Raw genomic sequence first — 20421 nt, 5'->3', positions numbered from 1 at the left:
GCTCACTCCGTCGGGCGCACGTCGCGCGAAACCGGGTGGTCGAGCCCGGGCTGGTTGTGGCTGATGGCCAAGGAGCCGTCGGGCTGGCGCTGCGCCTTCAGCGTGACGAGGTACTCCGTCCCCAGCACCGCACTGCGCATGCCGCCGCCGTGCTGCACCACGCGCATCGGTGCGCTCTTGGCACCCGTGGCGGCACCGCGTGCGCTGCGTGCGGCGCTCTGGCTCGCGCGCATGGCTTCCGCTTCTTCCGCTGTCGGCGCCCGCAACTGGCCGGTGACCTTGTCGCGCACGGCGCGCCTGGCCTCGGGTTGTGCCGCGGCGGCAGGCTGTGCCTGGGTGTCGGAGACGGGAGCGTCGGCCGCGCTGGCCGCGCCCGCCGACACCGCCAACGCCAGTGACGCTAGCGTTGCCGAAGTGATGCTGGATCTCATCTGGAAGACTCCTCTTGTGGGTGAAAAGGTGCGGCCTCGGAAACCCGAACCTGGTCAGTGCCGTTGTACGACTGTCGAACCAGGCCCGATCCGGACACGCGGAACGGAGTGAGCAATCTGCGTGCCCTCCTCGCCCGCGACGTTATGCACGGCGTGCAATGCCGACAACCCCCGCTATTACGGGGCGTATTTACCCTTGCTGGCTTGTGGTCAACGCAGCGCGTCGCCCGGCACCGGCGCCTGGGCGCGGTCGGCCGGGCAGAGCAGCCACTTACCGGCTTGTGTCGCGTGGTACACGGCCACGCGCTTTTCGTCGCGCACCATGATGCGCCAGCCGGGCACTGCGGCCTGGGTGTAGAGCCGGTCCGGCGCCGGGCAGCCGATGGCCCCGTCGCGCCAGATGACGGCTTCGGTGCGCGCGCTCAGGCCTTTTCCACCGTCATCACGTTGCCAAAGCGCGGCCGCATCGACACGAACCGCGAGCGCGACGGCTTCTGCCATCGTTTCGGGTGCGCCCGCCACCTGCCCGGTGCGCGGCTCGGGCTCGCGCGGCAGCACTTTGCTGCGCGTCTGGGCCCAGCCGGGCGAGCTGGCGATCGAGACGCCGAGCGCCATGCAGAGCAGAAAGCGTTGTCGCCGGTCATCCATGGGGTTCATTCTGGCCCTTCGTGCTGTGTGAGCGAACCACGGCGGCGGCCCGCGGCCGGCCCGGGCCGATCAGGCCGGTCGACAGCGCCACGCCACAGACGATCACCGCCGCGCACAGCAGCATCCACCCGGTGAGGTGCTCGTCGAGAAAGACGACGCCATAGAACACCGCGAAAACCGGCACCAGAAAGGTCACGGTGAGGGCGCGCGCCGGGCCAGCGCTTTCGATCAGGCGGAAGTAGAGGATGTAGGCGACGCCGGTGCAAAAGACACCCATCACCACCAACGCCCACCAGGCGCGCACGCCTGGCCACTGCGCCGGCCAGCTCCAGAGGGCCGGCACGGCCAGGAAGAGCGTGGCGCCGACCAAACTACCGGCGGCGTTCGCCAGCGGCGCCACGCCACCGAGCCAACGGCGCGCGGCACTGGCCGCGACGCCGTAGCTCAGGCACGCGGCCAGGCAGGCGAGCACGGCCCACAGCGCGGCGTTTCCGGCCGTGCCGGAACGAACGCCGATCGCGTCGCCCGCCAGCATGGCGACACCGGCGAACCCGATCACCAGCCCCGGTACACGCCAGCCGCGCGGCCGCTCATTGAACCAGGCCCAGGCCACCAGCGCCCCGAACATCGGCGCCGTGGCGTTGAGCACCGCGCCCAGGCCGGCGTTGATCGTCAGCAGCGCGAAACAGAACAGCGCGAACGGCAGACCGGAATTGAAGATGCCGACACCGAGGATCGGCCGCCAGTGCTTGATCAAGGTCGGGCCATGCCCGCGCCACAACGCCAGCGGCAGCAGCACCGCCGCGGCGATCGCCACCCGCACCGCGGCGGTCGGCAACGCACCGAATTCGGCCGCGCCCACGCGCATGAACAAGAAAGAGGCGCCCCACAACGCGCCGAGCAACACGAGATCGATCACCCAGTGGTGCGGGTGGCGGCCCGGGACGGAAGGCGGATTCGACATGCAGCGATGCTAGCGGCCGACACGCTGGCGCTGCGCCGTTTCCGGACATCTCACTGTGGCCAGTGGTAGAACCCCAGCTTTCCGAAGCGCCACGCCACGACCGCACCATGCCCGAGCCCTCTGACGACACGACCGCCGCGCCCGCCGGCCGCCCAGCCCGCCCGATCCGCAGTTATGTGCTGCGCACCGGGCGCATGGGCAGCGGCCAGAAGCGTGCGCTCGTCGAACTCGCGCCACGCTTCGTGCTGCCCTACGAGCCCCGGGTGATCGACGCCGGCGCGGTGTTCGGCCGCGAGGCACCGCTCGTTTTCGAGATCGGCTTCGGCATGGGCGATGCCACGGCGCAGATCGCGGCCGCCCTGCCCGGCACCGACTTCATCGGCGTCGAGGTGCACGAGCCCGGCGTCGGCGCGCTGCTGCAGCGCATCGACGAAACAGGGCTGGGCAACCTTCGGATCGTGCAGTTCGACGCCGTGCAGGTGCTCGAACACATGATCGCGCCCGGCTCACTGGCCGGTGTGCACGTGTTCTTTCCCGACCCGTGGCACAAGAAGAAGCACAACAAGCGGCGCCTGATCCAGCCGCCGCTGGTGCAACTGCTGCAAAGCCGGATCGCGCCCGGCGGCTACCTGCACTGCGCGACAGACTGGCAACCTTATGCCGAGCAAATGCTGGAGGTGCTGTCGGCCGAACCGGCACTGCGAAACAGCACCGACGGGTTCGCCGCGAAGCCTGGCTACCGCCCGTTGACGAAGTTCGAGAACCGTGGCCTCAGGCTCGGCCACGGTGTGTGGGACCTGGTGTTCTTCAAGCGCTGAGCGCGCCGGAAAGCGCGAACTTTCAGTCGGCCCAGGTCACCATTCCGGTGTAGGCCGTCACCAGCACCACGATGCCGAAGGCGATGCGGTACCAAGCGAACGCCACGAAGGTGTGGGTCGAGATGTAGCGCAGCAACCAGCGCACGCAGACCCAGGCCGAGAGGAACGAGAACAGCAGGCCCACGCCGAAGACCGGAATGTCGGCGGCCGAGAGCAGCGCGCGCTCCTTGACCAGGCTGTAGAGGCCCGCGCCGATGAGCGTGGGGATGGCCAGGAAGAAGCTGAAGTCGGTCGCGCACTTTCTGCTCAGGCCGAGCAACATGCCGCCGATGATGGTGGCGCCCGAACGGCTCGTGCCCGGGATCATGGCCACGCACTGCACGAGGCCGACCTTCAGCGCGTCGAGCGGCGTCATGTCGTCGACAGAGTCGACCCGCGCCACACTGGTGCGGCGCTCGGCCCACAAAATGATGAAGCCGCCAATGATGAAGGTGCTGGCCACGACCACCGGCGTGAACAGGTTCGCCTTGATCGCCTTGCCGAACAGCAGGCCGAGCACCACAGCCGGCACGAACGCGATCGCCACATTGATCGCAAAACGCCGCGCTTTGGCGTCATTGCCCAGGCCGAGCATGGTCTCGCGCAGGCGTTGCCAGTAGACGATGATCACTGCGATGATCGCGCCGGTCTGGATCGCGATGTCGAAGACCTTGCTTTTTTCGTCGTGGATGCCGAGCAGCGAGCCGGCGAGGATGAGGTGGCCGGTGCTGGACACCGGCAGGAATTCGGTCAGGCCTTCGACGATTCCCATGATCGCGGCCTTGACGAGCAACAAGAGATCCAAAGCCCACTCCACTGAAGAAAGTGCCGGCATCTTAGCGAGGCGACAGCCCCGCGCCGTCAGCGTTTTTCGATCGGCAGCAGCGTGACGCGCAAACCGTGCGGCGTGACACGCAACTCGCTCGGGCGGTAGCCGCGCCCTTCGACCGCTTCCACGTCTTTCGGGCGCAGCGTGTGGATCACCTGATCGTCGAGCCCCTGTTCCGCCAGCAGCGTGCCCAGGCGTTCGAACTGGCGTTGAAGAAGCGCCGGCGCGCCGTCGATCTGCAGCCGCTCGACCTTCACCTGCGTCACGCGCAGCGTGTTGTCGGTGGGCTCGAAGCGCAGGCCGAAGCTCAACGCCAGGGCGCCGCGGTGCTGCGAGCGCAGCAGCCGGTCGGTGCTTGAAAGTTCGAAATCGGTCGCGATGCGGTTGGCTTCGGGCAACATGCGCAGGCGCGGGGCGCTGACGGTCACGTCGAAGACCTCGAGCACGCGCCGCGTCAGCGGGAAGCGCCGCGACAGCAGTTCTTCGAGCTGGGCCTGGCTCACGTCGACCGTGCGCGGGCCGAACAGCGCGGCGCATCCGCCAAGCCACGCGGTGCCGGCGATCAGCGCCGGCAGAAGGAATTGACGTCTTCGCACGGCGGCGATTCTAGACAGCCACCCGGCCACGCCGGCTTGACCCTGGCCGCCCCGCCCGTTACATTACTGACCCACCGGTCAGTATGAAGCCTTCCCTCCCTCAGCCCCCCGCGCTGCCGGCGCGCCAGCGCCGCAAGCAGGCGCGCCCGATGGAGCTGCTCGATGCGGCGCTCGACCTGTTCGTCGAACGCGGTTTTGCAGCCACCCGCTCCGAAGACGTGGCCGCACGCGCTGGCGTGTCGAAGGGCACCCTGTACCTGTACTACCCGAGCAAGGAAGAACTGCTCAAGGCCGTGATCAGCCACAACGTGGTGAACCAGATCGCCGAAGGCAGCGAGATCGTTCGCCAGTTCGAGGGCAGCTCGACGGAGCTGCTGTCGATGATGCTGATGCTCTGGTGGGAACGCATTGGCGAAACCCGCGCATCGGGCATCATCAAGCTGATGACATCCGAGGTGCGCAACTTCCCCGAGGTGGCGCAGTTCTATGTCGACGAGGTCGTGACGCCGTCGAACCAGATGCTCGCGCAAGTGATCCAGCGCGGCGTCGACCGCGGCGAGTTCCGCAACGTGAACGTGCCCGAAGTGGTGCACGCGCTGGTCGGGCCGCTGATCTTTCTGGTGCTCAACAAACACTCGCTCGGCGCCTGCTCGATCTCATTCCTGCTGGAGCCGCGGGTGGTGATCACGGCGCTGATCGACATGGTGCTCAACGGGCTGGTGCCGCGCAACGAACCGCGGCCGGCACCGTCACCGGCAACAGGGAACAGGAAAAAGAAAAAATGAAACGCTGGATGAAATGGGCTGTTCCCGTGGTCGCCGTGCTGGTGCTGGGCGGGTTCGTCGGCCGTGCGATCAAGATGAAGAAGCAGGACGAAGCCGCGGCGGTGGGCGCACCCGCCTCCCCGGTGCTCGAACTCGCGGCCGCCGACCTGATCGTGCTGCGCCCGCTCGAACTCACGCGCACCCTCGCGGTCTCGGGCGGGCTGAAGGCCGTGAACAGCGCCGTCGTGAAGGCCAAGGTCGCGGCCGAGATCAAGTCGCTCACGGTGCGCGAGGGCGACAGCGTGAAAGCGGGTCAGGTGATCGGCCAGCTCGACACAGCCGAGTACGACCTGCGCTTGCGACAGGCCGAACAGACCGCCGCGTCGGCGCGCGCGCAGCTCGACATCGCCAAACGCGCGCTCGAGAACAACCGCGCGCTGGTGGCACAAGGGTTCATCTCGCCGACCGGGCTGGAGACTTCGGTCTCGAACGAAGCGGCGGCGCAGGCTTCATGGCAGGCCGCGGCGGCAGCGACCGATCTGGCACGCAAGTCGCGCGCCGACTCGGTGCTCGTGGCACCGATCAGCGGCGTGGTCTCGCAGCGCCTGGCGCAGCCGGGCGAGCGCGTCGGCGTCGACGTGAAGATCGTCGAGATCGTGGACCTGTCGCGCATCGAACTCGAAGCCGCGGTCGCGCCCGAAGACGTGGGTGGCGTTCAGGTCGGCAACACGGCTCGCCTGAGTGTCGACGGGCTCTCGCAGCCGGCCACGGCCACCGTGGTGCGCATCAACCCGAGCACGCAGTCGGGCACGCGCGCCGTGCTCGTTTACCTCGCGCTGCAGCCGCAGCCAGGTCTGCGCCAGGGCCTGTTCGCGCGCGGCAGCATCGACATGCAGCGCAAGACGGCGCTCGCGGTGCCGGTGGCGGCGGTGCGCATCGATCAGGCCCAACCTTATGTGCTGGCGGTGCAGAACGGCAAGGTCGCACTGCGAAACGTCGGCCTCGGCCTGCGCGGTGAGGCGGTGCTCGACGGTCGCACCGAGAGCGTGGCCGAACTGACGAGCGGTGCGCAGGCCGGCGACACGGTGCTGCGGGCCACCGCAGGCGCGGTGCGCGACGGAACCGTCGTGAAACTGCCCGGGGCGGTGGCGCCTGCGGTCGCCATGGCAGCGTCGGCCGCAGCCTCCAGGCCCTGAGCATGTGGTTCACCCGCGTCTCGATCGGCAACCCGGTGATGGCCACGATGGTCATGCTGGCATTCGTGGTGCTCGGCCTGTTCAGCTACCAGCGCCTGGCGGTCGACCAGTTCCCGAACATCGACTTCCCGACCGTGGTGGTGGTGATGGACTACCCCGGCGCCTCGCCCGAGATCGTGGAGAGCGAAGTCACCAAGAAGGTCGAGGAAGCGGTCAACACCGTGGCCGGCATCAGCACCTTGTCGTCACGCTCTTACGAAGGCACTTCGGTCGTGATCGTCGAGTTCAATCTCGATGTCGATGGCCGCAAGGCGGCCGACGACGTGCGCGAGAAAGTCTCGTTGATCCGCCCGCTGCTGCGTGACGAAGTGAAAGAACCGCGCATCTCGCGTTTCGACCCGCAGAGCGTGCCGATCTTCAACGTGGCCGTGTTGTCGACCGACGGAAAGAAGACGCCGCAGGAGCTCACCACCTGGGCCACACAGGTGCTGCAGAAGAAGCTCGAGAACGTGCGTGGCGTCGGCTCGGTCAGCGTGGTCGGCGGCATCGAGCGCGAGATCAACCTCTACCTGAAACCGGCCGCGCTCGACGCGCTGGGCATCAGCGTCGACCAGGTCGTGGCCTCGGTGAAGAGCGAAAACCAGGAGCTGCCGCTCGGCTCGATCCGTTCGCTCGAACAGGAACGGGTGGTGCAGATCAACGCGCGCCTCAAGCGCCCGGAAGACTTTCGTGACATCGTGGTGGCACGCAAGGGTGGCAACGCGGTGAAGCTGTGGCAGGTGGCCGACGTGGTCGACGGCCCCCAGGAAGTGGAAAGCCTCGCGCTCTACAACGGCCAGCGCACCGTGCTCTTGAGTGTGCAGAAGTCGCAGGGCGAAAACACGATCGCGGTGGTCGACGGCCTGCAGAGAGCGCTGCTCGACGCCGTGCCGCTCACGCCGCCGGGCGTGAAGGTCGAAGTCAACCGCGACAACTCTCGTGCGATCCGCCTGTCGGTGGCGAACGTGAAGCGCACGCTGATCGAAGGCGCGGCGCTCACGATCCTGATCGTCTTCCTGTTCCTGAACTCGTGGCGCTCGACCGTCATCACCGGCCTCACCCTGCCGATCGCGCTGATCGGCACCTTTCTCTTCATGTACCTGTTCGGCTTCACGATCAACAGCATCACGATGATGGCGCTGAGCCTGTGCGTGGGCCTCTTGATCGACGACGCGATCGTGGTGCGCGAGAACATCGTGCGCCATGTGCAGATGGGCAAGAGCGCGCACGACGCGGCACTGGCCGGCACCAACGAGATCGGCCTGGCCGTGCTCGCCACCACGCTCTCGATCGTGGCGGTGTTCCTGCCGATCGGTTTCATGGGCGGCATCGTCGGCAAGTTCTTCCACGAATTCGGCTTGACGATCGTGGCCGCCGTGCTGATCTCGATGTTCGTGAGCTTCACGCTCGACCCGATGCTCTCGAGCGTGTGGCATGACCCGGCCGCACATGGCGCGGACCGGGGGCCGCCGGTCACGCTCTACGACAAGACCATCGGCCGCGTGACCGGCCTGTTCGACCGTTTCACCGAATCGCTGTCGCACGCCTACCAGGGCATCCTCGCCTGGTCTCTCGCGCACAAGCTGGCGACCGTGGCGCTCGCCCTCGCCACCTTCGTCGGCAGCTTCTTCGTCATTCCGCTGCTCGGCGCCGAGTTCGTGCCCAAGGCCGACTTCTCTGAAACCCAGCTCAACTTCTACACGCCGGTCGGCTCGTCGCTCGAACTCACCGAAGCGCGCGCGAAGCAGGTCGACACGGCGCTGCGCGAGCTGCCCGAAGTGAAGTACACGGTGACCACGATCAACAGCGGCCAGGCCGCCGGCAAGATCTACGGCGCCGTCTACGTGCGCCTGGTCGACCGCAAGGAGCGCAGCCGCAGCATCACGCAGATGATCCCGACGCTGCGTGAGCGCCTGGCACGCATCCCCGGCATCACCGTCACCAACATCGGCGTGACCGACCTGGGCGGTGGCAAGAGCCTGCAGTTCTCGGTGCAGGGCACCGACCTGGCCGAGCTCGAGCGCCTCTCGCGCCTGATCGTACCGAAGCTGCAGGCCATTCCCGGCCTCGTCGACCTCGACAGCACGCTCAAGCCCGACAAGCCCACGGTCGCGATTGCCGTGAAGCGCGACGCCGCTTCCGATGCCGGCTTGAACGTCAACATGCTCGCCTCGAGCCTGCGCACGCTGGTGGCGGGCACCACGGTGGGCAACTGGCGCGCGCCCGATGGCGAAAACTACGACGTGAACGTGCGCGTGGCGCCCGAGAGCCGCGTCTCGATCTCCGACCTGCAGCGCATCCCGATCAACGTGGCTGCCGCCGCCGACGGCTCGGCGCGTTCGGTGCGCCTGTCGCAGGTGGCCGACGTGACCGCCTCGACCGGCCCGAACCAGATCAACCGCCGCGACCTGAACCGCGAGATCAACTTCGACGCCAACGCGCTCGGCCGCAGCTCGGGCGACGTGTCGGCCGACATCAAGAAGGCGCTCGACACCATCGCCTTCCCGCCCGGCTACCGGTACAGCTTCGGCGGCTCGACCAAGAACATGACCGAGTCGTTCCAGTACGCGATCGGTGCGCTGGCGCTCGCCATCGTCTTCATCTACATGATCCTGGCGAGCCAGTTCAAGAGCTTTCTGCAGCCGCTGGCCTTGATGAGTGCCCTGCCGCTCACGCTGATCGGCGTGGTGCTGGCGCTGCTGATGTTCCGTTCGACGCTGAACATGTTCAGCATCATCGGCATCGTGATGCTGATGGGGTTGGTGACGAAGAACGCGATCCTGCTGGTCGACTTCGCCATCCGGTCGCGCGCGGGCGAAAACGGCGAGGCGCCGATGCAACGCACCGAAGCGCTGCTGCACGCCGCCAAGGTGCGCTTGCGCCCGATCCTGATGACGACGCTGGCGATGATCTTCGGCATGGTGCCGCTGGCGTTCGCACTGTCAGAAGGCTCGGAGCAGCGCGCCCCGATGGGCCAGGCCGTGATCGGCGGCGTGATCACCTCGTCGCTGCTCACGCTCGTGGTGGTGCCGGTCATCTACTGTTACCTCGACGACCTGGCGGCCTGGGCAAAGCGGCGTTTCGGGTCGAAGAAGCCGGTGGCCGCGGGCGTCGACCCGGCGCTCGCCAAATAGAATCGAAGACGTCAATTTTTCATTGGTGCACGACATGAACATCGAACAAGCCCGCTTCAACATGATCGAGCAGCAGATCCGCCCCTGGGACGTGCTGAACCAGGGGGTGCTGGAGCTGCTGGCCGTCGTGCGGCGAGAAGACTTCGTGCCCGACGGCTACCGCGCGCTCGCGTTCGTCGACACCGAAGTGCCGCTGCCGGGCGGCCAGTGCATGCTGGCGCCAAAGGTCGAAGCGCGTTTGCTGCAGGAACTGGCCGTCCACAAGCATGAGCGCGTGCTTGAAGTCGGCGCGGGTTCCGGCTTCATGGCCGCCTTGCTCGCACACCGCGCCCAACACGTCACCACGCTCGAGATCGACGCCGGCCTGGCCGACTTCGCCCGCGCCAACCTGCGCCGCGCGGGCGTGATGAACGTGACGGTGAACCACGCCGACGGCTCCAAAGGCGTTCCGGCCGACGCACCCTTCGACGTGATCGTGCTCTCGGGTTCGGTCGCCGAGCTGCCGGACGACCTGCTCGCGCAGCTCAAGGTCGGCGGCCGGCTCGTCGCCGTCGTCGGGCAAGAGCCGGTGATGCGCGCCATGCTGGTCACACGCACCGGCGAGCAAGGGCTGGAGCACACGGTGCTGTTCGACACCGTGGCCCAGCGCCTGCAGGGCTTCGACGAACCGACCCGTTTCAAGTTCTGATGAAGCAGCTCAGCGCCCCCGACCTTTACGCGTTCCAGACAGCGCCCGGCGCCATGGCGCCGCTGCTGCTCGACGTGCGCGAAGACTGGGAAGTGCAGCTGGCGCCGGTGGCCGTGAACGGGCTGCGCGGTCTGCACATCCCGATGAACGACATTCCGTCGCGCCTGGCCGAGCTCGACCCGGCGCAGCCTGTCGTCTGTATTTGTCATCACGGGGCCCGCAGCGCGCAGGTCGTCGCATTCCTCGAGCGCCAGGGCTTCGATGCCGTCTATAACCTCGCCGGCGGCAGCGACGCCTGGTCGCTGCAGGTCGACCCCAGCGTGCCGCGCTACTGAACCACGCCGTACACCAAAACAAGTGAAACAAGGAAACGTCATGCCCGTTGCCAGCCCCCGCCTGCTGCCCCTTCGACGCGCCGCAGCGCACTGGCGCCTGGCGCCGCTGGCCGTGGCCACGGCGCTGTGCTTCGCTCACGGGGCGCGCGCGCAAAGCCTGCAGGAGCTCTATGAAGCGGCGCGCGGTTACGACGCCAGCTATTTGTCGGCGCGCGCACTGCTCGATTCGTCGAAGTACCGCGTCGACCAGGTCAACGCGCTGCGCCTGCCTTCGGTCGGCCTCGGCGTGAGCGGCTCGCGCTCGACCACCGACACGCCGGCGTCGAGCACGGTCAACACCAGCACCACGGCCTACGGCGCCACGCTCAGCGGCCGGCAGTCGCTGTTCAACCGCGCCAATGGCGTGACGATCTCGCAGGCGCAGAAAAGTCTTGAAGTCTCGGCCGCCGACTTCGAAGCCGCCGAACAAGACCTGATCGTGCGCGTGGCCCAGGCCTACTTCGACGTGCTGGCCGCACAAGACACGCTGGCCACCACGCGCACCAGCAAGGCCGCCATCTCCGAGCAGCTGGCCTCGGCCAAGCGCAATTTCGAGGTCGGCACCGCCACCATCACCGACACGCGCGAAGCGCAGGCGCGCTTCGACCTCGGCACCGCGCAAGAGATCGTCGCCGCCAACGACCTGCAGACCAAACGCATCGCGCTCGACCAGCTCGTGGGCCGCAGCAACGTCGCGCCCAACCAGCTCGCCGTGCCGGTGGCGCTGCCGGCCACGGCCCCGGCCAACATCGACGAATGGGTGAGCCGCGCCGACGAAGAGCACCCGCTGGTGCGAAAGGCGCGGCTCGGCTTCGAAGTGGCGCAGCTCGAGACCGAAAAGGCCAAGGCCGGGCACCTGCCGACCGTCGACCTGACCGCGAGCTACACACGCGGCCACGCCTCGACCAACGGCGACGCACGCGTGACCACGCCCGGCGGCTCGTCGGTGGTGGGCTTCAACCAGGCGGGTGCGAACAACTCCACCGGCATCGCGGTGACGATGAACGTGCCGCTGTTCGCCGGCTTCGCGATCCAGAACCGCGTGAAAGAAACCGTGGTGCTCGAAGACAAGGCCCGCAACGACCTCGAAGCGGCGCGCCGCGGCGTGGCCCAGGGCACGCGCCAGGCCTACTTCGGTGTCGAGTCGGGCAAGGCGCAGGTGAAGGCGCTCGAAGCCGCCGAATCGTCGAGCCAGCTCGCGCTCGAAGCCACGCAGCTCGGCTACCGCGTCGGCGTGCGCGTCAACCTCGACGTGCTGAACGCGCAGACGCAGTTGTTCCAGACCCGGCGCGACCTCGCCAAGGCCCGTTACGACGTGCTGGTCGGCAGCCTCAAGCTGCGCCAGGCCTCGGGCCGACTCAAGCCGGAAGACGTGGCGGCGCTGAACCAGTTGCTCGCGAAGTAGGCCCGGCGGGCGACCCCGGGTTGGCCCTGTGCACGCGGGCCGCTGCAGAAACGTTTCTTGACGCGATGCACACGCCCGCTTGACCGTTCGGCGGCATGCTGTGGGTCGTCAGGAGCGCGCCATGTCCAACCCTTCTTCGCTGCAAGCCGCGATCGCGGCACACCGCTTCGGTCTGGGTGAGGCGTCGCTCGAAACAATTGCGCCCGACCCGCAGCAATGGCTGCTCGGCCAGATCGGCCCGGCAGATGCGCCACGCGGCGACGGCCTGCTGAGCACCGCGCAGGCGCTCGAGCACGTGGCGGCCGAGCGCGAGAAGCGCCAGCAGGCCAAGAACCCGCCGCCCGGCATGACGGCCGAGCAGGTGCTCGCCGGCCACTACCGCGAAGTGATCGTCGCCGACGCGCGCTCGCGCCTGCTCACGGCCGCCACCACCACCCGCCCTTTCGCCGAGCGGCTGCAGCTGTTCTGGGCCAACCACTTCACCGTGTCGCTCGCCAAGGGTGCCACGCGCGGACTGGTGGGCGCGTTCGAGCGCGACGCGATCCGGCCGAACATCGCGGGCTCGTTCGAGGCGCTGCTGAACGCTTCGACCACCCACCCGGCGATGCTGCGTTACCTCGACAACGTGCAGTCGGCCGGCCCGCACTCGCGCATCGTCGCCCGTGCCGCGCGCCGCGCCGAACGCTTGGGCGAAGGCCCGCGCATCACCGGCCTGAACGAGAACCTGGCGCGTGAAGTGCTGGAGCTCCACACGCTCGGCGCCGAAAGCGCGCGCGGCGCGAACGGCACGTACAGCCAGGCCGACGTGACCGCGTTCGCGCGGGTGCTGACCGGCTGGCGTGTCGGCGCGCAGGGCACCGACGCGGGCGACACCTTCGACGGCAACTGGCACGAGCCCGGCACCAAGACCGTGCTCGGCAAGATCTACCCCGAGGGCCCCGACGCGCTGCGGCGTGTGCTGCACGATCTGGCCTTCCACCCCGCCACCGCGAAATTCATCGCCACCAAGCTCGCACGCCACTTCGTGGCCGACGATCCCCCGCCAGCCCTCGTCGAACGGCTCGCACAAACCTATCTGCGCAACGAGACGCGGCTCGCACCGGTCTACGCTGAACTGGTGCGCAGCCCCGAAGCCTGGCCGCCGCAACCGATGAAGCTCAAGACGCCCGAAGAATTCGTGCTCTCGGCGACGCGTGTGCTGCGTGTCAACCCGCGCCTCTTCGAACGTGGCGACAACGCGATCGGCGTCACTTCGCTCGGCCAGCGCATTCAGGCCGCGCCCTCGCCCGCCGGCTGGAGCGACCGTGCCGAAGACTGGCTCGGCCCCGACGCCGTCTGGAAGCGCATCGAATGGTCCACGCGCACCGCCAACCGCATGGGCAGCACCGTGGACGCGCGGGCTCTTGCCACGCAGAGCCTCGGCCCGCTGCTGAGCGCCGAGACGAAGACGCAGATCGACCGGGCGGCCGACGGCCCGCAGGCGCTGGCCTTGTTGCTGATGGCACCGGAATTCCAGCGCCGCTGAAGAGGAATGGCCCCATGAACAAACACCGTCACTTCAACCCGCAGCGGCGCCAGATGATGGGCGCAGCCCTCGGCGCCGGTGCGCTCGGCGCCCTGTCGACCCTCAGCTTCGCCGCGGGCAACAACGGCAGCCCGAAGCGTCTTGTGTTCGTCGTGCTGCGCGGCGGCATGGACGGCCTCTCGGCCGTGCCGGCGATCGGCGACCCCGAGTTCGCCGCCGCGCGCGGCCCGCTCGCGCAGTTCGGCAGCGCACCACTTTCGCTCGATGCCACGTTCGCGCTGCATCCGAACCTCGCGCAGCTGCACACGATGTACACCGGCGGTGAGCTCGTGGTCGTGCACGCCGCGGGCCTGCCCTACCGCGAGCGTTCTCACTTCGACGCGCAGCAGGTGCTCGAAAGTGGCGGCGTGCGGCCCTACGAGCTGACGACCGGCTGGCTCGGCCGCGCACTCGCACCGAGCGCTGCGAAGAGCCTGGCACTGAACACGAGCGTACCGCTGGTGCTGCGTGGGCCGGGCGCGGTCGACACCTGGGCGCCGTCGGCGCTGCCCGATCCTTCGGCCGACCTGGTCGCGCGCATCGAACGCCTGTACGGCAACGACGCGGTGCTCGCCACGGCGCTGCAGCGTGCGAAGGCGCTGCACTTCGACGGCGCGATGCCGGCCGACATGAATTCGATGGACGGCAAGGCCATGGGCAACGCGGGGCGCAGCGGCAACTTCACGCTGCTCGCACAACGCGCGGCAGAATTCCTGGCGCCATCGAACGGCCCGCAAGCGGCGGTGCTCGAGCTCGGTGGCTTCGACAGCCACGCCAACCAGGCCAACCCGAACGGTGCCTTGTCGAACACGCTGCGCCAGCTCGACACCGGCCTCGCCACCTTGCGCGAAGGCCTGCTCGCCAGCGGCACCTGGGCGCGCACCGTCGTCGTGGTCGCCACCGAGTTCGGCCGCGAGGTCGCCGTCAACGGCACGCTGGGCACCGACCACGGCACCGGTGGCGCAGCCTTCGTGCTGGGCGGCGCGGTCAAGGGCGGGCGTGTGATCGCCGACTGGCCGGGCCTGGCCAAGCGTGATCGCTTCGAAGGCCGCGACCTGCGCATCACGACCGACCTGCGCGCGGTGCTGCGCGGGGTGTTGGCCGACCACCTGCAGGTGGCCACGCGCAGCCTGAACAACGAGGTGTTTCCGGGCAGCGAGAACATCAAGCCCGTCGCGCTCCTGAAGGCCTGAGCACGCGCCAGGTCAGAGCAGCGCCGCGATCTCTTTCGCCATGCGCTGCGCTGCGCCTCGGTGCTGGCCCGAGAACGCGAGCGCGCTCTTCACGCAACCGTCGAGCCGCGCCGGCTGCTGCAACAGGGCGAGCGCTTCTTCGACCGCCGCATGCATGTCGGGCACGCGGATCGCCGCGCCGGTGGCGACCGACAGTTCGGCCGCCTCGGCGAAATTGAAGGTGTGCGGCCCCATCACCACGGGGCAGCCGCAGGCCGCGGCTTCGATCAGGTTCTGGCCACCGAGCGGTGCGAAGCTGCCACCGAGCAGTGCGACCCGTGCCACGCCGTAGTACAGCGCCATCTCGCGCATCGTGTCGCCGAGCCAGACCTGGGCTGTCATGGCTTCGACCGAAGGTGCATCACCCCAGCCGCTGCGCCGCGCGAGGCTGAAGCCGGCGCCCGTGACCAGCGCCGCCACCTCGTCGAAACGCTGCGGGTGGCGCGGCACGATCAGCAGCAGCGGGCGCGGCTCGCTGTGCCGTTGCCAGGCCGCGAGCAGCAAGGCTTCTTCGCCTTCGCGCGTGACCGCGGCGAGAACCACCTCGCGCGCCAGGCTCAAGCGCCAAACGTGGCCGAGTGCCACCAGGGCCGGGTCGGGTGACATGTCGAACTTGAGGTTGCCACTGACCTTCACGTCGGGTGCACCGGCGTCACGCAACCGCGCCGCGTCGGCTTCGGTCTGCGCGAGCACGAGGCGCAGGCTTTGCGCCGCAGGCCGCATCAACGCGGCCAGGCGCTGGCCCTGGCGGTGGCTCTTCACGCTCAGGCGCGCGTTGGCCAGCACCATGGGCACGGCCCGCGCCTGCGCAGCGAGCAGCAGGTTGGGCCAGACTTCGGTTTCCATCAGCACGCCGATGGCGGGGCTGAAGTGGGCGAAGAAGCGCTCGGCGATGGCGGGGGTGTCGTAAGGCAGCCAGGCCTGCACGTCGCCTTCGCGCAGCGTCTGCACACCCGCTTCGCGGCCGGTCGCCGTGCCGTGCGTGAGCAGCAGCCGCATGCCGGGCCGCAAGACACGCAGCGCCTCGATCAAGGCTTCGGCGGCGCGGGTCTCGCCGAGCGAGACGGCGTGAACCCAGAGCCAGCCGGCGCTCGGTGCGCCTTCGTAGACACCGAGCCGCTCGTCGATGGCGTGCTGGTACAGCGGCTCGGCACGCCCGCGCCGCCGCAGGCGCAGCACGTACAGCGGTTGCAGCAGCCGCATCAGCAGCGAATAGGCGCCACGCGCCGCACGCTGCCCGAGCGAGATCATCCGCGTGCCGCCCCGGCCACCTGCATCCAGGCCGCCCACACGGTTTCGAGCGACGGGATCGGCTGGCCTTCGACCGACACCTGGTGCAGGTGCCCGTGCTCGGCCTGCGGCCCGGTGCGCCACGCGGTCGGGAAGTTGTAGAGCTGCACATGCGGCAGGTCGAGCGCCACGGCGATGTGGCTCAGGCCGCTGTCGACGCCGATCACGCCCTGCGTGCCGGCGAGCCGGTCGACCACCGCGTCGAGCGAGAGCGACGGCCAGACTTCGACCCGCATCGTCTGGTCGAATTGCCAGCCCGCGGCGATCAGCTCGGCGCGTGTCTGCTCGGCTTCGTTGCCTTGTGGCAAGGCGATCGACCAGCCGGCTGACAGGAAACGTTTGCCGAGTTGCACCCAGTTGCCCAGTGGCCAGAGCTTGTCGTCGCGCGAGGTGCCGTGCACGAACACGACCGTGGGCGCCGCGCCCTGTCGCCTGGCGGCGGCGCCGGCCTGCAGCCCGTAACGTGGCGCGCCTTCGGGCTGGTAGTGCAGGGCCGCGCCAACCAGCACCCGCGCCCGGTCCATCGCATGGATGCGTGGCGGCACCGAGATCGCGTGGTCGACCAGCCAGCGCGCCGGCCACTCGTGGCTCGCGCCCTCGGTCTGGTTCGCCAGGCCATAGCTCGTGCCGCGGGCCAGGCGCGCGATCACGGCCGATTTGGTCAGGCCTTGCAGGTCGATCACCGCGTCGTAGTGGTTCTGTTGCAAGCGCGCCCGAAACGCGCGCCACTCGGCGCGCACCGGCGCCGTCCACCAGGCCTTGCTCCAGCGCCGCAGCGCACATTCGATGACGGTGCCGATGCCCTGCACACGCCGCAGCAGTGGCGCGAACCCGGGCTCGACGACCCAGTCGATCACCGCGCCCGGGTGCGCGGCCAGGATGTCGTGCACCACCGGCATGGTGTGCACCACGTCGCCCAGCGACGAGAGCTTGACGATCAGGATGCGCAAGGGGCGGCCGGGTTCAATGCGCGGCCGCGGCGATCTGCGCGTCGGGCTTGACGACGCGCAACGCCGCCATGAATTCGGTTTCGATGCGCTTCAGCGCCGCCGGCGTGTGCCCCTCGAAGCGCAGCACCAGCACCGGCGTGGTGTTCGAAGAACGGATCAGGCCGAAGCCGTCGTCGTATTCGGCGCGCAGCCCATCGATCGTGACGATCTCGTGCGCGCCGGGGAACTTTGCGGTGGCAAGCAGTTGCTGCACGATGCGCGGTGCTTCGCCTTCGGCGCAGCGCACGTTCAGCTCGGGCGTGCTGAAGCTTGTGGGCAGGGCGTTGAGCACCGCGCTCGGGTTCTTGCTGCGCGAGAGGATCTCGAGCAGGCGCGCCGCGGTGTAAGTGGCGTCGTCGAAGCCGTACCAGCGTTCAGCGAAGAAGATGTGGCCGCTCATCTCGCCGGCGATCGGCGCCTTCGTTTCGCGCAGCTTGGCCTTGACGAGCGAGTGCCCGGTCTTCCACATCAGCGGCACGCCGCCGGCCGCTCGGATCACCGGCCCGAGGCGCTGCGTGCACTTCACGTCGAAGATGACGCTGGCGCCGGGGTGGCGCGTGAGGATGTCGACGGCGAACAGCATCAGTTGCCGGTCGGGGTAGATGATCTGGCCGTCCCTGGTGACCACGCCGAGGCGGTCTCCGTCGCCGTCGAAGGCCAGGCCGAGTTCGGCGCCGCTGCTCTTCACCGTGCGGATCAGGTCGGCCAGGTTGGCGGGTTGGCTCGGGTCGGGGTGGTGGTTCGGGAAGCTCCCGTCGACCTCGGAATACAGCTCGGTCACGTGGCAGCCGAGCGCGCGCAGGATGCCGGGCGCCGAAGCGCCGGGGATGCCGTTGCCGGAGTCGACCACGATCTTCATCGGCCGCGCCAGCTTGCAGTCGCCGGTGATGCGGGCCGCGTACTCGGGCCCGATGTTCAGCGGCGCCGAGCGTCCCGGTGCGCGCACGTAGTCTTCGGCCTCGATGCGCCGGCGCAGGCCCTGGATCTCTTCGCCGTGGATCGCCTTGCCGGCGAGCACCATCTTGAAGCCGTTGTAGTCCTTCGGGTTGTGGCTGCCGGTCACTTCGATGCCGCTGCTGCAGCCGTGTTCGGCGCGCGTCGCGGCCACGTAATACAACATCGGCGTCGTCACGGCACCGAGGTCGACCACGTCCAGCCCGGTCGAGGCCAGGCCACGCACGAGGGCGGCTGCGAGCGACGGGCCGGAAACCCGGCCGTCACGCCCCACCGCCACCGCTTTTTCACCCAGGCGCAACGCCTCGCTGCCGAAGGCACGGCCCAGGTGTTCTGCAAAAGCTTCGTCGATGTCGCGGCCGACCACGCCACGAATGTCGTAGGCCTTGAAGCTGGAAGCACTGACCTGCATGGAGACCCCGCTTGAAAATCGTCCGGCGATTGTAGGGACCGTCCCGCCACCCGCCGGCCGCGTTGTCGATTCATCGGCCCGGCTGTCCACCCGGCGCAGCCAGCCGCGGGCCCGGGGTGCGGCTGCGTAGACTGGCGCCCCATGTTCACCCGGCAACTCCTCGCGCAATCATGGCGCTCCTGGCTCAGCCGCAGCGCCCCGCGCGCCGGCCCGGCCTGGCTGCAGCCGGTGTGGACGCTGCTCTGGTGTGCCGCCATCGCGGTGGGCTTCACGGCGGCGGCGTTCATGCTGTCGGGGCCCGGCGATGCGGCCACGAACCCCTGGGCGGCCTGGGCCCGGTGGTACGGGCGTTGCCTGATCATCACCGCCTGCATCGGCTTCACGATCCGGGCGCTGTTCGATCTGGGCTGGCGCGCTTTCGGCGTGGCCCGCGTGCGGGCCTTCAGCGCCTGGCAACGTGTCGCCTTCTTCTGCGGTGTGCCCATGGTCGGCACCTTGCTGGCGTGGCCGGTCGGCATGGTGCTCGCTGGCTACGAAGTGGCCGGCCTGCTGGCGCGGCAAGGCCCGCACGACATCGGCGCAAGCATGATGCTGGCGCTGCTGATCAGCTTCCTGTTCTACCTGTTCTTCGCGATCAAGAACCGGCAGATCGACGCCGAGCGCCGCGCCACCGAAGCGCGTCTGAAGCTGCTGCAGGGCCAGATCGAACCGCACTTCCTGTTCAACACGCTGGCCAACGTGGCCAGCCTGATGGACCATGACACACCGCGCGCGCGGCTGATGCTCGAGACCTTCGTCGACTACCTGCGCGCCTCGCTCGGCAGCCTGCGGGTGGCAGCGCACACGCTCGGCGACGAACTGGTGCTGGTCGAGGCCTACCTGCGCATCATCCAGATCCGCATGGACACGCGCCTGGCATACCGCATCGACGTGCCCGATGCGCTGCGCTCGCTGCCCTTGCCGGCGCTGACGCTGCAGCCGCTGGTGGAGAACGCGGTGCAGCACGGCTTGGAGCCGAAGATCGAAGGCGGCACCGTCACGGTGACTGCCGGGCTCGAAGGCGCGAGTCTCGTGCTGACCGTGGACGACGACGGCCTGGGCCTGCCCGCGGCCGGCACGCGGCCGCAGCGCGCTGGCGGCGGCACCGCATTGGCCAACATCCGCGAGCGGCTGAGCGAAGCACACGGCAGCGCCGCCACCCTCAGCCTCGCGAACGGCGCGCTCGGTGGCGTGCGCGCGATGCTCACCCTGCCCGCCCACCCATGACACGAACCATGACCACCGCCCTCATCGCCGACGACGAACCACACCTGGCCAAGCACCTTGGCGAGCAGTTGCAGAAGCTGTGGCCCGAGTTGCAGTTGATGCCGGCCGCACGCAACGGTGTCGAAGCGGCTGCACAGATCGCGGCGCTGCAACCCGACCTGGCCTTCCTCGACATCAAGATGCCGGGGCTGTCGGGGCTGGAAGTGGCGCAAGGCATCGAGGGCCGCACGCGTGTCGTATTCGTCACCGCGTTCGACGAATTCGCGGTCAAGGCTTTCGAGCAGGAAGCGCTCGACTACGTGCTCAAACCGGTGAGTGCGCAGCGCCTGGCGCAGACGGTCGAGCGGGTTCGGCGCGCGCTGGTGGCGCCGTCACCCGCAGCCGACACCGACGACGCGCGCCTCGCGACGGCCCTGCAACGCCTTCTGCCCGCGCACGGCACCGCACCGCGTCTGCGTTATGTGCGCGCGAGCCAAGGCGAGCTCACGCACCAGATCGACGTGGCCGAGGTGCTGTTCTTTCGCGCCGATGACAAGTACACCTGCGTGCAGACGGCCAGCGGCGAGCACCTGATCCGCACCCCGATCGCCGAGCTGGCGGCGCAGCTCGACCCCGAGCAGTTCTGGCAAGTGCACCGCTCCACGCTGATCAACCTGCGCTTCGTGGCAGGCACGCGGCGGGACGAGCTCAGCCGGCTGTTCGTGCGCCTGCTCGGCCACCCGGCCGAGCTGCCGGTGAGCCGCGCTTACGTGCACCTGTTCAAGGCGATGTAGGCGCGGCCCGGGCCGT

The 20421-nt window shown here is 68.8% G+C and carries 19 protein-coding genes; 11 read left to right on the top strand and 8 right to left on the bottom strand.

Going from position 1 to position 20421, the window contains the following annotated elements; genetic code table 11:
* Positions 1–2: 2 nt before the first annotated feature.
* From AC30PD_RS08895 to AC30PD_RS08885, 3 genes are all read right to left on the bottom strand, one after another.
* Positions 3–431, bottom strand: coding sequence for a post-PEP-CTERM-1 domain-containing protein (locus AC30PD_RS08895; RefSeq protein WP_489535294.1), 429 nt, complete (start codon positions 429–431; stop codon positions 3–5).
* Positions 432–641: 210 nt separating this feature from the next.
* On the bottom strand, positions 642–1079 hold the full coding sequence (locus AC30PD_RS08890; RefSeq protein WP_489535293.1) for a DUF8738 domain-containing protein: 438 nt from the start codon (positions 1077–1079) through the stop codon (positions 642–644).
* A complete protein-coding gene (locus AC30PD_RS08885; RefSeq protein ID WP_489535292.1) occupies positions 1072–2043 on the bottom strand; it encodes a DMT family transporter in 972 nt (323 codons plus the stop codon). Before AC30PD_RS08885 ends, AC30PD_RS08890 begins: the two co-directional genes overlap by 8 nt.
* A gap of 107 nt (positions 2044–2150) precedes the next feature.
* Between AC30PD_RS08885 and trmB the strand changes: the two genes are divergently transcribed.
* Entirely contained in the window at positions 2151–2861 is a 711-nt protein-coding gene (gene trmB / locus AC30PD_RS08880) for a tRNA (guanosine(46)-N7)-methyltransferase TrmB (protein ID WP_489535291.1), read from the top strand.
* Between the two features lie 22 nt (positions 2862–2883).
* On the opposite strand, the gene AC30PD_RS08875 is transcribed toward trmB, so the two are convergent.
* Positions 2884–3705 (bottom strand): undecaprenyl-diphosphate phosphatase, encoded by an 822-nt coding sequence (locus tag AC30PD_RS08875; RefSeq protein ID WP_489535290.1) that lies wholly within the window; start codon positions 3703–3705, stop codon positions 2884–2886.
* A gap of 56 nt (positions 3706–3761) precedes the next feature.
* Positions 3762–4325, bottom strand: a complete 564-nt coding sequence (locus AC30PD_RS08870; protein ID WP_489535289.1) for a hypothetical protein — start codon at positions 4323–4325, stop codon at positions 3762–3764.
* Between the two features lie 83 nt (positions 4326–4408).
* Between AC30PD_RS08870 and AC30PD_RS08865 the strand changes: the two genes are divergently transcribed.
* From AC30PD_RS08865 to AC30PD_RS08830, 8 genes are all read left to right on the top strand, one after another.
* On the top strand, positions 4409–5110 hold the full coding sequence (locus AC30PD_RS08865; protein ID WP_489535288.1) for a TetR/AcrR family transcriptional regulator: 702 nt from the start codon (positions 4409–4411) through the stop codon (positions 5108–5110).
* Entirely contained in the window at positions 5107–6285 is a 1179-nt protein-coding gene (locus AC30PD_RS08860) for an efflux RND transporter periplasmic adaptor subunit (protein WP_489535287.1), read from the top strand. Before AC30PD_RS08865 ends, AC30PD_RS08860 begins: the two co-directional genes overlap by 4 nt.
* Positions 6286–6287: 2 nt before the next feature.
* The gene (locus AC30PD_RS08855; protein WP_489535286.1) at positions 6288–9458 is read left to right on the top strand and encodes an efflux RND transporter permease subunit; all 3171 of its coding nucleotides are present in this window, start codon (positions 6288–6290) and stop codon (positions 9456–9458) included.
* A 34-nt stretch (positions 9459–9492) separates the two neighbouring features.
* Entirely contained in the window at positions 9493–10146 is a 654-nt protein-coding gene (locus AC30PD_RS08850; protein WP_489535285.1) for a protein-L-isoaspartate O-methyltransferase family protein, read from the top strand.
* Entirely contained in the window at positions 10146–10481 is a 336-nt protein-coding gene (locus AC30PD_RS08845; protein WP_489535284.1) for a rhodanese-like domain-containing protein, read from the top strand. Before AC30PD_RS08850 ends, AC30PD_RS08845 begins: the two co-directional genes overlap by 1 nt.
* A gap of 40 nt (positions 10482–10521) precedes the next feature.
* A complete protein-coding gene (locus AC30PD_RS08840) occupies positions 10522–11925 on the top strand; it encodes a TolC family outer membrane protein (RefSeq protein WP_489535283.1) in 1404 nt (467 codons plus the stop codon).
* A gap of 121 nt (positions 11926–12046) precedes the next feature.
* On the top strand, positions 12047–13450 hold the full coding sequence (locus tag AC30PD_RS08835) for a DUF1800 domain-containing protein (protein WP_489535282.1): 1404 nt from the start codon (positions 12047–12049) through the stop codon (positions 13448–13450).
* Between the two features lie 14 nt (positions 13451–13464).
* Positions 13465–14682 carry a DUF1501 domain-containing protein gene (locus tag AC30PD_RS08830; protein WP_489535281.1) on the top strand — a complete coding sequence of 406 codons (1218 nt, stop codon included), beginning with the start codon at positions 13465–13467 and terminating at the stop codon, positions 14680–14682.
* A gap of 12 nt (positions 14683–14694) precedes the next feature.
* Here the strand turns inward: AC30PD_RS08830 and AC30PD_RS08825 are convergent, their stop codons facing one another.
* From AC30PD_RS08825 to AC30PD_RS08815, 3 genes are read right to left on the bottom strand one after another with little or no spacing between them, the layout of a single operon-like run.
* Positions 14695–15972 carry a 3-deoxy-D-manno-octulosonic acid transferase gene (locus AC30PD_RS08825; protein ID WP_489535280.1) on the bottom strand — a complete coding sequence of 426 codons (1278 nt, stop codon included), beginning with the start codon at positions 15970–15972 and terminating at the stop codon, positions 14695–14697.
* Entirely contained in the window at positions 15969–16961 is a 993-nt protein-coding gene (gene waaC, locus AC30PD_RS08820) for a lipopolysaccharide heptosyltransferase I (protein ID WP_489535279.1), read from the bottom strand. Before waaC ends, AC30PD_RS08825 begins: the two co-directional genes overlap by 4 nt.
* 13 nt (positions 16962–16974) lie before the next feature.
* On the bottom strand, positions 16975–18366 hold the full coding sequence (locus AC30PD_RS08815; protein WP_489535278.1) for a phosphomannomutase/phosphoglucomutase: 1392 nt from the start codon (positions 18364–18366) through the stop codon (positions 16975–16977).
* A 141-nt stretch (positions 18367–18507) separates the two neighbouring features.
* Between AC30PD_RS08815 and AC30PD_RS08810 the strand changes: the two genes are divergently transcribed.
* Together AC30PD_RS08810 and AC30PD_RS08805 are read left to right on the top strand one after the other, a co-directional pair.
* On the top strand, positions 18508–19632 hold the full coding sequence (locus AC30PD_RS08810) for a sensor histidine kinase (protein WP_489535277.1): 1125 nt from the start codon (positions 18508–18510) through the stop codon (positions 19630–19632).
* 8 nt (positions 19633–19640) lie between these two features.
* Complete coding sequence (locus AC30PD_RS08805; protein WP_489535276.1) at positions 19641–20405, top strand: LytR/AlgR family response regulator transcription factor; 765 nt, start codon at positions 19641–19643, stop codon at positions 20403–20405.
* Positions 20406–20421 lie beyond the last annotated feature (16 nt).

The sequence above is a fragment of the Rhizobacter sp. genome, from assembly GCF_032229685.1.
Taxonomy (GTDB): Bacteria; Pseudomonadota; Gammaproteobacteria; order Burkholderiales; family Burkholderiaceae_C; genus LMDS01.
Note: the sequence above shows the minus strand (reverse complement) of the source record. Positions and strands in the feature narration are given on the sequence as shown.